The sequence below is a fragment of the Streptosporangium sp. H16 genome (assembly GCF_051918855.1).
Taxonomy (GTDB): Bacteria; Actinomycetota; Actinomycetes; order Streptosporangiales; family Streptosporangiaceae; genus Streptosporangium.
Genome location: NZ_JBPXMD010000012.1, coordinates 76,042 through 91,557, shown reverse-complemented (window position 1 = coordinate 91,557; position 15,516 = coordinate 76,042). Strand labels below are relative to the sequence as shown.

11 protein-coding genes are annotated in these 15,516 nt (G+C 71.0%); 7 read left to right on the top strand and 4 right to left on the bottom strand.

What is annotated here, in order from left to right; all coding sequences use genetic code 11:
• Positions 1–16: 16 nt before the first annotated feature.
• Positions 17–742 (bottom strand): alpha/beta hydrolase, encoded by a 726-nt coding sequence (locus ACTOQ2_RS21425; protein WP_440101624.1) that lies wholly within the window; start codon positions 740–742, stop codon positions 17–19.
• Between the two features lie 620 nt (positions 743–1,362).
• Between ACTOQ2_RS21425 and ACTOQ2_RS21420 the strand changes: the two genes are divergently transcribed.
• Positions 1,363–1,740 carry an SH3 domain-containing protein gene (locus tag ACTOQ2_RS21420; protein WP_440101622.1) on the top strand — a complete coding sequence of 126 codons (378 nt, stop codon included), beginning with the start codon at positions 1,363–1,365 and terminating at the stop codon, positions 1,738–1,740.
• A gap of 109 nt (positions 1,741–1,849) precedes the next feature.
• Here the strand turns inward: ACTOQ2_RS21420 and ACTOQ2_RS21415 are convergent, their stop codons facing one another.
• The 3 genes from ACTOQ2_RS21415 to ACTOQ2_RS21405 are packed head-to-tail and all read right to left on the bottom strand — an operon-like array spanning position 1,850 to position 4,884.
• Positions 1,850–3,346: a tripartite tricarboxylate transporter permease gene (locus ACTOQ2_RS21415; protein WP_440101620.1), complete on the bottom strand. Its 1,497-nt coding sequence runs from the start codon at positions 3,344–3,346 to the stop codon at positions 1,850–1,852.
• Positions 3,347–3,919: a tripartite tricarboxylate transporter TctB family protein gene (locus ACTOQ2_RS21410; RefSeq protein ID WP_440101618.1), complete on the bottom strand. Its 573-nt coding sequence runs from the start codon at positions 3,917–3,919 to the stop codon at positions 3,347–3,349. It lies immediately after the preceding gene.
• Positions 3,919–4,884 (bottom strand): tripartite tricarboxylate transporter substrate binding protein, encoded by a 966-nt coding sequence (locus ACTOQ2_RS21405; RefSeq protein WP_440101617.1) that lies wholly within the window; start codon positions 4,882–4,884, stop codon positions 3,919–3,921. Before ACTOQ2_RS21405 ends, ACTOQ2_RS21410 begins: the two co-directional genes overlap by 1 nt.
• A 173-nt stretch (positions 4,885–5,057) precedes the next feature.
• Here ACTOQ2_RS21405 and ACTOQ2_RS21400 point away from each other — a divergent pair, with 173 nt between their 5' ends.
• The 6 genes from ACTOQ2_RS21400 to ACTOQ2_RS21375 all read left to right on the top strand — a co-directional run bounded on the left by ACTOQ2_RS21400 (position 5,058) and on the right by ACTOQ2_RS21375 (position 15,516).
• Entirely contained in the window at positions 5,058–6,746 is a 1,689-nt protein-coding gene (locus ACTOQ2_RS21400) for an ATP-binding protein (protein WP_440101615.1), read from the top strand.
• A gap of 14 nt (positions 6,747–6,760) precedes the next feature.
• Positions 6,761–7,438: a response regulator gene (locus tag ACTOQ2_RS21395; RefSeq protein ID WP_440101808.1), complete on the top strand. Its 678-nt coding sequence runs from the start codon at positions 6,761–6,763 to the stop codon at positions 7,436–7,438.
• A 381-nt stretch (positions 7,439–7,819) separates the two neighbouring features.
• Positions 7,820–9,601 (top strand): VanW family protein, encoded by a 1,782-nt coding sequence (locus tag ACTOQ2_RS21390; protein ID WP_440101614.1) that lies wholly within the window; start codon positions 7,820–7,822, stop codon positions 9,599–9,601.
• Between the two features lie 102 nt (positions 9,602–9,703).
• Positions 9,704–10,612, top strand: a complete 909-nt coding sequence (locus tag ACTOQ2_RS21385) for a 2-hydroxyacid dehydrogenase (RefSeq protein WP_440069111.1) — start codon at positions 9,704–9,706, stop codon at positions 10,610–10,612.
• 281 nt (positions 10,613–10,893) lie between these two features.
• Positions 10,894–13,551 (top strand): putative bifunctional diguanylate cyclase/phosphodiesterase, encoded by a 2,658-nt coding sequence (locus ACTOQ2_RS21380; RefSeq protein ID WP_440101612.1) that lies wholly within the window; start codon positions 10,894–10,896, stop codon positions 13,549–13,551.
• A 177-nt stretch (positions 13,552–13,728) separates the two neighbouring features.
• Positions 13,729–15,516 carry an acetolactate synthase large subunit gene (locus ACTOQ2_RS21375; RefSeq protein ID WP_440069107.1) on the top strand — a complete coding sequence of 596 codons (1,788 nt, stop codon included), beginning with the start codon at positions 13,729–13,731 and terminating at the stop codon, positions 15,514–15,516.

Genomic DNA, 15,516 nt, shown 5'->3' with positions numbered 1-15,516 from the left:
GTCGCGGGTGGACGGCCTACCCGGCCGAGGACGACCGCATGGCGACGTCCACGAGGATGTCGGCGAATTCCCTGGGATTCGAATAGAACGGCGCGTGATGTCCCGGGCAGCGGTAGACGGTTTCGGCGCGCGCCGCCATTTGCTCCGCGATACTTCCGGTGAGAGAGACATCTTTTTCCGGAATGACATAGCTGTTCGGCGTCGTGCGCCAGCCGGCCCGTGTCACCACCTCGAAGTCGGCGCGCACGGTCTGCGGGACCAGACGGGAAATCGCCTCGGCGGTCTCCGGGTTCGTCGCATCGCCGTCGTAGAAGGCGGCGGGCAGGTTGAGATCGGGATTCTCCGCGGGCCGCAGGCCGGCCAGAGACTCCGGAACGGGGACTCCGTGCGTCTGGAACATGCCTTCCCCGACGTCCAGCATGTAAGCGGCCACGTAAACGATGTGCGCGACGTCGGCCGCCCCGGCGACGGCCTCGGTGGCCGGTACGCCACCGTACGAATGAGCCACGACGATCACCGGTCCGGTGATGTCGTCAATGGCTTTCCGAATGACCTCGGCATCGTCGTACATGCCGGGGAGCGGCTCGGCGCCGGGCTCGTCCTCGACGGCGCTGGGCAGGCTCACCGTACGGCTCGTCCAGCCTCTTTCGTCCAGCACGCCCTGCAACCTCTCCCAGCTCCACGGTCCGTGATGGCCCCCGTGCACGAGAAGGAACGTGGCGCGGTTCGCGATTTCCTGCAAGAGATCTCCTTGTTCGGTGGCCCATGCCGGAGAGAACGTGGCCGCCCTGCGCACCCGGCGGTACGGCATGGGGGGCCACGGCCGCTCCATCCCGGTGGGGCGATCGCCCGCGCAGAGGTGGTGCGCGCCGGAGGCGGCCTCGGCCGATGACGTCGTACACGCAGACCATACACTATGTATAGACACCTTGTATGGATGGTCTCGTGGCGCCCGTCCTGGAGGGAAAGGCCTGTTGGGGGCGTGGTGCGGGCATGTCGTCCCCGCCCCGGCGCGAATCGCCGCCCGCGTCGGCGGTCGTCCGCCGGCGTCTTCCGCGTCCGGGGCGACCGTGGTCGCGACCGCCGGAATCATCCGGACCCGTCCGGGGCCGGGCCTGGGGATCGCGCCGGTCGCATCACGGGCTCGCCGGGGAGTCCGGGCGCCTCCGGCCGGGTGGCGGAGGCCGGAAGTCCTTATCGGTCGCATGGATTCCGGTGATCGGAGCGGCCTTTTTTATGTGGTAATTCCCATTTCTGAATATGAATAGCTATTGACGGAATTCTTGGTGCCTTGCACAGTAATCACTGCAGTCCCGCCTTTCACTCCGACATGACCTGACCTCACGATCGGAAGAACGTCCAATGAAAAGGTTTCTGACACTCGCCGCCGTGACGTTGACGGCCGCCGCGGGAACAGCCGTCGCGGCCGTCCCCGCTCAGGCGGCTCCGGTGAACGGCGCTTCCGCCCTGTCGGCGGCCTCCGCCGTGGACGCGGTGATCATCGCCGACGGGGTGCGCCTGCGGTCGAGTGCCGGAGGATCGACGGTCATCGGCTACCTCTACTACGGCGATTACGGGCAGCTTCTCAGCTCGTCGGGCGGTTGGTGCAGGTTCCGGCTGGGCGGCAGGTCGGCCTCGGGGCTGCCCTCGGGCACCACGGGATGGGTTTCTTGCACCTATCTGGCCACGGAGGACGGCTGGAAATTCAACGGCCCGGCCGTCGACACCCTGCAGGAATAGCCCCCTTCCCGGGATGAGCCCGGCCGCCCGGCTCCCCACGGCCGGGCGGCCGCTCCGCGTTGTGGCGTCCCGGTGTCGCGTTCCGCGTCCGGGTGCAGCCGGGTTCCGGTCAGGCGCCGCGACGACGGGCGGCCGCCTTCCTGATGAGAGGCGTGCACAGCGCCAGGAGCGAGACGACCAGCAGCGTCGCCGCGATCGGGCTCTTGACCAGCACCGTCACGTCGCCCGCGCCGATGGCCAGGGCCCGGCGGAGCTGGATCTCGGCCATCGGGCCCAGGATCAGGCCGATCACCGCCGGGGCCACCGGCAGGCCGAAGCGGCGCATCGCGAAACCGAGCAGGCCCAGGATGTAGAGGATGACCAGCTCCACCCAGGAGGAGTTCAGCGCGTAGACGCCGAGCGCCGCGAACAGCACGATCCCCGAGTAGAGGTAGGGCCGGGGGATCCGCAGCACCCGGGCCCAGAGCGGGGCCAGCGGCAGGTTGAGCACCAGCAGCATGGTGTTGCCCACGAACAGCGAGGCGATCATGCCCCAGACCAGCGCCGGGTTGTGGTCGAACAGCTGCGGGCCCGGCTGCAGCCCGTACTGCTGGAAGGCCGCCAGCAGGATCGCGGCCGTCGCCGAGGTGGGCAGGCCCAGCGTGAGCAGCGGGACGAGCGTGCCCGCCGCCGAGGCGTTGTTCGCGGCCTCGGGACCGGCGACCCCCTCGATGGCGCCCTTGCCGTACTCCTCGCGGGCGATCCCGCGCGCCAGGCGCTTCTCGATCGAGTACGACAGGAACGTGGGGATCTCCGCTCCGCCACCGGGCAGGGCGCCGAACGGGAAGCCGAGCGCGGTGCCGCGCAGCCACGGCCGCCAGGAACGCGACCAGTCGGAGCGGCCGAGGAACGCCCGGCCGACCGGGATCACCTCGGGCCGGCCGCGCCGCAGCCGCGAGGCGACGTAGAGCACCTCGCCCAGGGCGAACAGCCCGACCGCGACGATCACCACGTCGATGCCGTCGAGCAGTTGCGGGATGCCCAGGGTCAGCCTGGCCTGCCCGGTTTGCTGGTCGATGCCGACCAGCCCGATGACCAGGCCGAGACCCAGCGAGGCCAGCCCTCGTACGACGGAGCGGGACAGCACCGACGACACCGCGGTGAAGGCCAGGACGGCCAGCGCGAAGTAGTCCTCGGGACCGAAGGAGATCGCGAAGTCAACCACCAGGGGCGCCGCGACGACCAGCAGCCCGGTGGCGATGGTGCCCGCGACGAACGAGCCGATCGCGGCCGTCGCCAGCGCCTGGGCCGCCCGGCCGCGTTTGGCCATCTTGTTGCCCTCGAGCGCGGTGATCATCGAGGAGCTCTCACCGGGCGTGTTGAGCAGGATCGAGGTGGTCGACCCGCCGTACATGCCGCCGTAGTAGATGCCCGCGAACATGATGAACGCGCTCGCCGGGGGGACGGTGAACGTGATCGGCAGCAGCAGCGCCACGGTCATGGCCGGGCCGATGCCGGGCAGCACGCCCACCAGCGTGCCCAGCGTGACGCCCACCAGCGCGTAGAGCAGGTTGACCGGGGTGAGGGCGGTCGCGAAGCCGTCCATCAACAGCTGGAAGGACTCCACTCAGATCACCCCGGACAGCAGCCCGGCCGGCAGCGTCACGCCGAGGCCCCTGACGAACATCAGGTAGGTGAGAGTGGACAGCACGATCGCGATGACGCCCGCGCGCAGCCGGTGGGCCGCCCCGAGCGTCACGGACAGGCCGAAGAAGAGCAGCGCGCCCGCGATGACCCAGCCGAGCAGGTCGAGCAGCCCGGCGAAGGCGAGGAAGATCACGCTGACCAGCGCGACCGTCCGCCAGTCGGCCCGCGCGCCGGAGTCGATGTCCTCGGCGTCCTCGGCGGCCTCGGGGTCGCCGTGGCCTCCCCTGAGCACGTCGACCACGTAGAACAGCCCGATCAGCAGCATCGCGCCCCCGACCAGGGCCGGGAAGAACCGGGGTCCGAGACCGAGGGCGGAGCCGGCGGCGGTCACGTCGGCGGTGCCGGCGATCACGAACGCGCCCAGCGCGAGGACCAGCACCGCCAGCCCCAGCTCCGGCCGCCGCCACGACCACCCGGTCTCGCCCTCGGGAGCCGTGCCGGTGGCGCCGGTGTCGGTGCCGGTGGGACCGGACGGGTCTTCTGCGGGAGCCATCAGGAGACGAGGCCCATCTCCGCGATGACGGCCTTGACCTTGGTCTGCTCCGCCGCGAGGAAGTCGGCGAACGGCTGCCCGGTCTGGAAGACGTCGGTCCAGCCGTTCTTCATCACCGCGTCCTTCCACGCCGGGGAGTCGTGCATCTTGGTGACCAGGTCGGTGAGGGCCTTCTTCTTCTCGTCGTCCAGCCCGCTGGGCGCGACGAAACCCCGCCAGTTGGCCAGCTCCACGTCCAGACCCGCCTCCTTGATGGTGGGGGCGTCCACGTTGCCGAGCCGCTCGGGAGAGCTGACGCCGAGGGCGCGCAGCTTGCCGGACTTCACGTGCTCGGCGAACTCGCCGATGCCGGAGATCCCCATCGCGACCTTCTCGCCGAGCAGCGCGTTGAGCGCCTCGCCGCCGCCGGAGTGGGCGATGTAGTTGACCTGCTTGGGATCGATACCCGCGGCCTTGGCCATCAGGCCCGCCACGATGTGGTCGGTGCCCCCGGCGGAGCCGCCCGCGATGGCGATCTTCGTCGGGTCCGCCTTCCACGCCGTCACCAGGTCGCCCAGCGTCTGGTACGGCGATCCCGCGGGAACCACGACGATCTCGTACTCCTCGGTGAGCTTCGCGATCGGCGTGGTGTCGGCCAGGGTGACCTTCGACTTGTTCTGCTCGACCGCGCCGACCATGACCAGGCCCATGGTCATCAACAGGTCTCCGTTGCCCTTCTCGCCCGCGAGCTGGGCCAGGCCGATGGTGCCGCCCGCACCGGGCACGTTGTAGACCTCGACCTTGCGGGACGGCTCGGCGGCCTTGAGCGCCTCCCCGGCGACGCGGGAGGTCTGGTCCCAGCCGCCTCCCGGTGAGGCCGGCGCCATGATTCTCAGCGCGCTCGTACCTGAGCCGCCGCCGGAACCGCAGGCGGTGAGGGCGGCGAGGGACAGCGCCGCGAGGGCGGCCAGTCTCCGAAGACGCATGGTCAGCTCCAAACAAACGTGAAGAAAGCGTGGTGAGGATCGTGACCTCAGGAGGCAGCCCTGTCGATCCTTTGCGTGGTTGCCGTCGTATCGGTCATATTGGTCACACCTCCTCGCGACCTCGCCGTTATCTCAGGCTGCTTTCATCGAGGCCCTGACCAGGGAGTTGACTCGTGCGACGCTTACTCAACGCCTCGCTCGGCACCCAGCTTTTCGCGTTGCAGACCGTGATCGTGTTCCTCGCGGTCGGCGGTACGGCGGGCGTCTGGATGGAGCACACCCGCGTCCTGCTGGACCGCCAGTACCAGCAGCGCGCCCTGGCGATCGCCGAGTCGGTGGCGGGGCTTCCCCAGGTGCGTGAGGCGTTCGGCCGGCCCCGGCCCGAGCTGAGCCTGCAGCCGATCGCGCTCGGGGTGCAGGCGGCCACCGGCGCCGACTACGTGGTGATCGCGAATCGCGACCAGATCCGTTACGCCCACCCCAACGCGGCCCTGATCGGCAGGAGGCTGTCCACCGACGGCTCGGAGGTGATGACGAACGGGCGGCACTGGACCGGTGTCCAGACGGGCACCCTCGGCCGTTCGGTACGCGGCAAGGCCCCGATCTTCGACTCCTCGGGGCAGGTCATCGGCCTGGCCTCGGTCGGGATCCTGGAGGGGACCGTCGCCGACCAGCTCGGCGAGGCGCTCCCGCCGCTGCTGTGGACGGTCCTCGCGGTCCTCGTCGCCGGGTCGGCCGCCGCCGCGCTGATAGCCCGGCGGGTACGCCGCCAGACGTTCGGCCTGGAACCGGGGGAGATCGCGGCCCTGCTCGAACAGCGCGAGGGCGTGCTGCACGGCGTCAAGGAGGGGGTGCTCGCCCTCGACCTCCAGGGGCGGGTGACGCTGGTCAACGACGCGGCACGCGACCTGCTCGGACTCTCCCAGCACGACGTCGGCCGGAGCCTGCGGGAGATGCCCCTGTCCGACCGGATGCGGGACGTGCTGGACGGCGTGGACTCCGGCGACGACCGGGTGGTGCTCCACCGAGACCGGGTGCTGGTGCTCAACCGGACCCCGGTGGCGGTACGGGAGCGGCAGAGCGGCTGGGTGGTCACCCTGCGGGACCGCACCGAGCTGGTGCGGCTGGCACGCGAGCTCGACCAGGCCAGCACCACGACCGGCGCGCTGCGCGCGCAGGCCCACGAGTTCGCCAACCGGATGCACACGGTGGTCGGCCTGCTGGAACTCGGCGAGCACGAGACGGCCGTCAGCTACATCACCCAGACCACCGAGGCCTACAGCAGGCACGCCTCGGGCATCAGGGAGAAGGTCGCCGACCCGACGCTGGCCGCCCTGCTGCTGGCCAAGTCGGCCGAGGCGGCCGAGCGGGGCGCCACCCTGGTGCTGTCCGACGACTCCCGGGTGGAGGCGGGCATGCTCGGCGACCCGCACGACGCGGTCCTGGTCGTCGGCAACCTGGTCGCCAACGCCCTCGACGCGCTGCAGGAGACCGGGGGGACGGTGGAGGTCTCGGTCCGTACCGAGGCGGACGGCCTGCGCGTCCGGGTCGGCGACTCCGGTCCGGGAATCACCCCGGGCCTGGTCCACGAGGTGTTCAGGGAGGGCTTCACCACCAAGGCCGCCCACGCCGGGCCGCGCGGCCTGGGCCTGGCCCTGACCCGCCAGGCGTGCGCGCGCCGGGGCGGCTGGGTGCGGGTGCACAACGCGGGCGGAGCCGTCTTCACCGCGCTCCTGCCCACCGGCGAGCCCTCCGTCCCGCCCGCCGGAGAGCCTTCCTCGTCCCGCACCGGTCCGTCCCGCACCGGTGAACCCGCGCCGCCCCCCGCCGGGGGGTCCGCCGAACGGAAGGTGCCGAGGTGACCGGGAACGGGCACATGGGGGAGATCCGCGTCCTGGTCGTGGACGACGACTTCATGGTGGCCAGGATCCACGGCGGCTACGTCGCCAGGACGCCCGGCTTCACGGTCGCCGACGTCGTCCACACCGGGGGCGCCGCGATCGCGTCGGCCGCGGTGCGCAGGCCCGACCTGGTCCTGCTCGACATCTACCTGCCGGACATGTCGGGACTCGACGTCCTCGCGAAGCTCAGGAAGGCCGTGCACCCGGTGGACATCCTGGTGATCACCGCCGCGCGGGACGTGGCCACGGTCCGGGCGGCGATGCGCGGCGGCGCGGTCAACTACCTGATCAAACCCTTCACCGCGCGCGCCCTGGCCGAGCGCCTCGGACAGTACGCCGAGATCCGCAGGCAGCTCGCCACCCTCGGGGACGAGGCCCGCCAGGACGAGATCGACCGGCTCTTCGGCGCGGTCAGGGGGGTGCCGCCGCCGCTTCCCAAGGGACTGTCCGGCACCACGTGCTCCCTGGTCGCCGCGGCGCTCAGGGAGAGCGGCGGCGACCTGTCCGCGGCCGAGGCGGCGACGATCACCGGTCTCTCCAGGGTCAGCGCCCGCCGGTACCTGGAACACCTGTGCGCGGCGGGCCAGGCGGAACTCCGCCCGAAGTACGGCACCGCGGGAAGGCCGGAACACCGTTACCGCTGGACAGGCTGATTTGTTACTCCTTTTGGGACGGCGGTTGACCAATGTGGTTTAAGGTTGCCGGAGGTGGAAGCTGCGAAGCAGGAGGATGCGGAGGCCGTGCGGAACGCCGGAGCGTCTGTGAACCCGCCACCTGACCCCTTTGAGGCAATGCCCCTTCCCTCGGGCCCCGTCCCGCCGGGCGCCCGCGACCCGCGGCTCCCTCCCGGCGTGCAGGGAGCCCGTTCCCAGGGCGGCCCCGGCCTTCCGCCGGGGGTCTCACCCGACATCTTCGGCCCCACCGGGGCCGGAGGATCTCCCGGTCTCGGCGGTCCTCCCGGTCCCGGAGGCCCCGCCGCACCGGCCCGCGGGACGACGCTCCCTCCCGCCCCCCGCCCCCCGCAGCCCTGGCAGATGGCCTCCCCGCCGGAACGCCCCTTCCAGCGTGACGAGCCCACGCTCGTCCCCGGCGGCGACGGAGGGTTCCCGCAACCCGGCGGGCTCCGCTACGAGGAGCCGCCCCCGCGCCGCCGCGGGGCCCGCAGGTTCTTCCTGATCGTCCTCACCGTGCTGTTCGTCGTCGGGCTCGCCTACGCGGTGCCCGCGGTCATCATGTCCGGCAGGATGCTGCCGGGCACCACGGTGCGGGGCATCGACATCGGCGGCCTGACCGCGACCGAGGCGGCCGACAAGCTCAGGGACCGCCTGGCGGGCGAGGCCTCCGGGGAGATGACCCTCCTGGCCGCGGGCAAGCGCTACGACTTCGACCCCGGCAAGGCCGGGCTGGAGTTCGACGTGGTCGCCACCATCAACCAGGCACCCAGCGGCTTCCCCAGCCCCTCCCAGGTCTGGCGGGCCTTCACCGGCACCACCGAGCTGGAGCCCAAGGTCTCCGCCGACTCCGAGAGCCTGCGGACCGCGGTCGCGAGCCTGGCCAGGAAGATCGACCTCAAGGTCCGCGAGGGTTCGGTCACGTTCGAGGGCGTCAAGCCCGTCGTCGTGAGGCCCCGCGACGGCAGGGAGCTGGAGCGGGAGGCCGCGGTCACCGCGATCACGAACGCCTTCCTCGGCCCGTCGAAGGAGGTCCGCCTGCCGGTCTCGGTGATCAAGCCGATGGCCGGGCGGGAGGCGGTCGAGAAGGCCGCGGCCGACGCCGGCAGGGCCCTGTCCGGGCCGGTCACCCTGACCTTCGCCGGCAAGCAGGCCCAGCTGCCGGCGGAGACCCTCGCCGCCCACCTGTCCTTCAAGCCGGACGGCTCCGGCGGCATGGAGCCGGAGTTCGACGCCAGGAGCGCGGTCGCCTCCGTGGAGGGCGACCTCGTCGACCCGGTCCTGGCCCCGCGCGACCCCACGTTCCAGATCGTCGGGGGAAAGCCGAAGCTGGTGCCCGGCCGCAGGGGGAAGGGCATCAACGACGAGAAGCTCGCCTCCGACGTGGCCGAGATGATCGCCGGCGACGGCGACCGGACGATCCCGGTGCTCCTGACCACCGTCAAGCCGCGGATGTCCGACGCCGAGGCGCGCAAGCTCGGCATCAAGGAGCGGATCAGCCAGTTCACCACGCCCTACGCGTGCTGCGTGCCCCGGGTCACCAACATCAAGACGATCGCCAGGCTCCTGGACGGCTACCTGGTGAAGCCGGGCGAGACCTTCTCGCTCAACGGCGTCATCGGCCAGCGCGACACGGCCCGCGGCTTCGTCCCCGCCCCCATGATCCAGGGCGGCAGGCTGGTCGACTCGGTCGGCGGCGGCATCTCCCAGTTCGTCACCACCATGTACAACGCGGTGTTCTTCGGCGGTCTCGAGGACGTCCAGCACGTGGCGCACGAGTTCTACATCTCCCGCTACCCGGCCGGGCGCGAGTCCACGGTCTCCTGGCCCGAGCCCGACTTCCGCTGGAAGAACGACTCGCCGTACGGCGTGCTGGTGAAGACCTCCACCAGCGACACCGGGGTGACCGTCGCCTTCTGGAGCACCAAGCGCTACGAGATCGAGTCGATCTCGTCCGAGAGATACAACATCACCCCGTTCAAGGACGAGACCGACAGCGGTCCCGACTGCATCGAGATGGTCGGCCAGAACGGTTTCACGATCGACGTCTGGCGCGTCTTCAAGCAGGACGGCAAGGAGATCAAGCGCGTCAAGAAGACCACGGTCTACCGCCCCGAGCTCAACCTGAAGTGCGTGCCCGAGTAACGGGGCCGCGTCCGCTCCTCACCACGCCTCTCCTTTCCTCCATCCGGTCTCCGGAGTGGCCGGCGGGGCGGCGGCACGGATGTGCGGCTGGATAATGCGTCCATGAAGATCTGGGTCCCTTCCAAAGCCGCGGCCGATGTCCTGTGCGACCTCCCTGAAGTGGAGTGCGTCGTCTACGACGGCACGGAGCCGGTGCCCGAGGGCGCGCACGAGGCCGAGGTGTGGATCCCGCCGCTGATGCCGGTGGCGGACCTCCCCGGGCTGCTCGCCCGGATGACCGGCCTGCGGCTGCTGCAGACCGTCACGGCGGGAGTCGACGCCTACCGGCCGCACCTGCGGGAGGGGGTGACGTTGTGCAACGCCAGGGGCGTGCACGACGCGGGCACCGCCGAGTGGGTGGTGGGAGCGATGATCTCCGTGCTCAGGGAGTTCCCCGGGTTCGTCCGTGCCCAGCTCCGGGGCGAGTGGACCTATCACCACACCGGGGTGCTGGCCGACTCCACGGTCCTGGTCGTCGGCTACGGCTCGATCGGCGAGGCGCTGGAACGGCGGCTCGACGGCTTCGAGGTCGACGTCGTCCGGGTGGCCAGGACCGCCAGGCCCGGTGTGCACGGCCTGGACGAGCTGCCCGGCCTGCTGCCCGGGGCGGACGTGGTGGTGCTGCTCGTTCCCTCGACACCCGAGACCACCGGCATGGTGGACGCCGGGTTCCTGGCCGCGATGAAGGACGGCGCCCTCCTGGTGAACGCGGCCAGGGGCCCGGTGGTCGACACGGACGCGCTCGTCGCCGAGCTGCGGGGCGGCCGGATCCTCGCCGCGCTCGACGTCACCGCCCCCGAACCCCTGCCCGCGGACCACCCGCTGTGGACGGCGCCGGGAGTTCTCATCACCCCGCACGTCGCGGGCAGCAATCCGGCCTCGGTACGGCGCACGCTGAAGCTGCTCCGCTCCCAGCTGCTGCGCTACCTCGCGGGCGAGCCGCTCAAAAATGTGATCACGGGTTCGTACTGACCGGCAAAGGAATCCGGACCGTGGCTGCCTCGTGACCTGCGGTGCGTACCGTCGGTTAAAAGTGATCTCCGGGGCTCGCGCGGTTATCAGATCGGTGACGACTACGGCGTTGTCGCCCCTCGCGCGGACCGGACGGCACACACTGGCCCTGTGCCGGTGCGAGCGCCGAGGACGAAGGACGACGCGCTCACGCCGGCAGCGCGAGTGCGGCGAGCAAGGGATGCTGCGAAAGCGAAACACATCGACGAGACACACCAAACGACACTGATGGGCAGACGACATTGATCCGCTGGCGTGACCCCCGGGTACCGCTGACCGCCGCCATAGGCGTGGTGGGGCTCGTTGCCGCTCTGGTCAGCGGCGCTCCCGCAGTGGTCGTCGAGGCGGTGGCGGGCGTCGTCACCGCCGCGGCCGCCGCGGGCTCGCTGTTCGCCGCCGCCTCCAAGGTGATCGACCGGCGCAGGGCGCTGGCCTGGCGCTGGCTGGCCGGGGGCTCGCTCACCTGGCTGGCCGGGGTGGGGGTGCGGCCGATCGCGGACGGCGCGCCCTTCGTGGTGACCTTCGCCGACCTGGTGCTCCTGGCCGGTACGGCCATGATCGCGGTCGGCACCGCGCTGTCGGCGGCCAGGCCCGCGCGCGGGCACGCCCTGCTGCGCGACCTCGCCGACTCCTACGTGTGCGCCGCCGCCATCCTGGTGATCCTCTGGGTGTGGCTGGTGGGCCCGGTCTACGGCGACGCCGGTGACGCGGGCGACGCCGCGGTCAGCTTCGCCTCGCCGCTGTTCTGCCTGATCCTCGCCTGCGTCGTGGGCCCCGCGGTGGTGCCGATCCGGCGGTCGGCCTGGCCGGTCGGCCTGGCCGCGCTGGCCGTGCTCGCCGCCGTCGCGACCTCTGAGACGATCACCGCGCTCGCCCGGGTGAGCGGCGACACGCCCTCCCTGACCTGGGTGTGGCTCGCCCCCGCCGCGTTCCTGGTGCTCGCCGCGGTCCCGTGGAGCGGGCCCGCGACCCGGCCGCCCGAGCCCGCGAACGACGAGCCGTCCGTCCGCGAGAGCACGTCGTCGCTGATCGCGGCCGTGCCGCTGTTCCTCGTCGGCGTGGCCACCGTCGTGGTGCTCCTCCACGTGATCAGCGGCGGGGTGCAGGGACCTCCGGCGGTCCTGGCCTCGGTGTGCGCGTCGATCGTCGCCGTCCTGCTGGTACGCCTGTTCGTGACGCTGCTGGAGACCGGGCGGCTGCGGAGCCTGCTCCACCTCGGCGAGCGGCAGCTGCACGACCTCGCCGAGAGCGCGGGGGACGTGGTCTTGCTGTGCGACTACGACGGTGTGGTGCGGCAGATCGGCGAGGGCGTCGAGATCACGTACGGCTACCGCCCCGACGACCTGGTCGGCGGGAGGATCTTCGACTACATCCACCCCGAGGACGTGCCGGGAATCCAGGCGGCGCTGAGCGCGATGAGCCTGGAGGAGGAGGCCGAGGAGGGGCCGGGCGCGTGCATGGTCGCCTGCCGGGTCCGGGCCTCCGACGGGACCTGGCGGCCGGCCGAGTCGGTGGCCACCCGGCACGTGCGCGGCGAGGACCTGCTGCTCGTCACCACCCGCGACATCAGCGACCAGGAGGCCCTGCGCAGCCAGGTCGCACACCTCACCTTCCACGACGGCATCACCGGCCTGCCCAACCGGGCCTACTTCGAGGAGCGCACCCGGGAGGTGCTGGCCCGTCCGGGCGCGTGCAACGTCGCGGTGGTCTTCCTGGACCTGGACGGCTTCACCGCGGTGAACGACTCGGTGGGTCACGCCAGCGGCGACTACCTGCTCGGCCAGGCGGCCCGCAGGCTGCGCGCCGCCGTACGGACCGACGACACCCTGGCGCGCTGGGGCGGTGACGAGTTCGCGGTGCTGCTGGAGGCGCCGGTCGACGCCCAGACGGCGGTCGACCTGGCCGAGCTGCTGGTCCGCACGGTCTCGTCCGAGCCGTTCCGGGTGGCCGACCGCGACGTCGCGCTGACCGCGAGCGTCGGGGTGGCCTTCGCCGCCGACGACGTCTCCTCCGCCGACCTGATCCGCAACGCCGACGTGGCGATGGCGAGGGCGAAGGAGCTGGGCGGGCGCCGGGTGGAGGTGTTCGCCGCGCACATGCACGCCGACGTGGTGCGGCGCCTGGAGCTCGCCGCCGACCTGCAGCGGGCCCTGCTGGAGAACCAGTTCGCGATCGAGTACCAGCCGGTCGTCGACCTGGCCACCTCGCGCGTCACCGCCGTCGAGGCGCTGGTGCGCTGGTGCCGGGGCGGCGAGTTCGTCCCGCCGGAGCAGTTCCTCGGCCCGGCCGAGGACACCGGCCTGATCGTCCCGCTGAGCGAGTGGATCCTGCGCGAGTCCTGCCGGGAGGTGGCCGCCTGGCGCGCCTCCGCCTGGGAGATCGGGCTCTCGCTCAACCTGTCGGCCCGGCAGATCATGGCGCCGCGCTTCGTGGAGACCGTCGAGGCTGCCCTGGTCGAGAGCGGGCTGCCGCCCAGCGCGCTGACCCTGGAGGTCATCGAGGAGATGCTGGTCGAGGACGCGGAGGAGACCATCACCCGGCTCTCCGAGCTGCGCACCCTCGGGGTCCGGCTCGCCATCGACGACTTCGGCACCGGGTACGCCTCGCTGGCGTTCCTACGGCAGCTTCCGGTCGACATGATCAAGATCGACCCGTCCTTCGTGTCCGGGCTCGGCCGTGACGAGACGCTGACCCTGCTGACCCGCACGATCGTGCGGCTCGGTCACGACCTGGGGCTGATCGTCGTCGCAGAGGGCATCGAGCGGCCCGAGCAGCTGGAACTGCTGCGCGAGATGGGCTGCACCCGCGGCCAGGGGTTCCTGGTGGCGCGCCCGATGGCCGCGCGCGGCGTCGACTCGCTGATGCGCACCAGCCTCTCCAGCCTCGGCACTCCCGCGTGACCTCGCATCTCGGACTCTGAGATATGTGTCCCATGAATTTGACGCGGGGGTGCCGCGTCGGCCATGGTGGAGCCATGCAGCTTCACCGTGGGATTCTCGTAGTACTTCGCCGGCGCGCGGGCCGATAGCCGAAGCACTACGACCTGCGCGCCGCCCCAGCTCCGCCGACCAGGCGGAATGGGGCATTTTTTATGCCATTACGCATGCTCAGCCACAAGGAACGAGCCGATGACCGAACAGATGACAGGAGCCCAGGCCCTCGTGAGGGCGCTGGAGCACGTCGGGGTCGACACCGTGTTCGGGATCCCGGGCGGCGCGATTCTCCCCGCCTACGATCCGCTCTACGACTCGGTCAAGGTCCGGCACGTGCTTGTACGGCACGAGCAGGGCGCGGGTCACGCGGCCCAGGGCTACGCGCAGGCCACCGGCAGGGTCGGCGTCTGCATGGCCACCAGCGGTCCCGGCGCGACCAACCTGGTCACCCCGATCGCCGACGCGTACATGGACTCGGTTCCGATGGTCGCGATCACCGGCCAGGTGCCGAGCGGCGCCATCGGCACGGACGCCTTCCAGGAAGCCGACATCTCCGGCATCACCATGCCGATCACGAAGCACAACTTCCTGGTCACCGACCCGAACGACATCCCCAGGACGATCGTCGAGGCCTTCCACATCGCCTCGACCGGGCGGCCGGGGCCGGTGCTGGTCGACATCGCCAAAGACACGCTCCAGGCGATGATGACGTTCGAGTGGCCGGTCGTCATGCAGCTGCCCGGCTACCGCCCGGTGACCCGGCCGCACTCCAAGCAGATCCGCGAGGCGGCGAAGCTGATCGTCGAGGCCAGGCGGCCCGTCCTCTACGTCGGCGGCGGCGTGCACAGAGCGGGCGCGTCGGCGCAGCTGCTGGAGTTCGCCGAGCTGACCGGCATCCCGGTGGTCACCACCCTGATGGCCCGGGGCACCTTCCCCGACAGCCACCCGCAGCACATGGGGATGCCCGGCATGCACGGCTCGGTGTCGGCGGTCGGCGCGCTGCAGAGGTCCGACCTGATCATCGGGCTCGGTGTCCGCTTCGACGACCGGGTCACCGGCCAGCTGTCCAGCTTCGCGCCGCACGCGAAGGTCGTCCACGCGGACATCGACCCGGCGGAGATCTCCAAGAACCGGCACGCGGACGTCCCGATCGTGGGCGACTGCAAGGAGGTCCTCTCCGACCTGATCAACGTGGTGCGCAACGAGGAGCGCAAGGGCGACTACGCCGACTGGTGGACGGCGCTCAACGCCTACAAGGCGACCTACCCGCTGGGCTACACCGAGTTCGAGGACGGCTCCCTCGCCCCGCAGTACGTCATGGAGCGGCTGGGCGCGCTCGTCGGCCCGGACGCGATCTACACCGCGGGCGTCGGCCAGCACCAGATGTGGGCCGCGCAGTTCATCGGCTACGAGAACCCCGGCACGTTCATCAACTCCGGCGGCGCGGGCACGATGGGCTTCGCCCTGCCTGCGGCGATGGGCGCCAAGATGGGCCGCCCCGACACCACGGTCTGGGCCATCGACGGCGACGGCTGCTTCCAGATGACCAACCAGGAGCTCGCCACCTGCACCATCGAGGGCGTGCCGATCAAGGTCGCGATCATCAACAACGGTAACCTGGGCATGGTCAGGCAGTGGCAGACGCTGTTCTACAACCAGCGTTACTCCAACACCGACCTGCAGACGGTCCGCCGGATCCCCGACTTCGTCAAGCTCGCCGAGGCGTACGGTTGCGTGGGGCTGCGGTGCGAGCGCCCGGAGGACGTGGACGCGACGATCAAGAAGGCCATGGAGATCAACGACGTGCCGGTGGTCATCGACTTCGTGGTGCACCAGGACGCCATGGTGTGGCCGATGGTCGCCGCCGGGACCAGTAACGACGAGATCAAGTTCGCGCGCGACATGGCGCCCGTCTGGGACAGCGAGGACTAG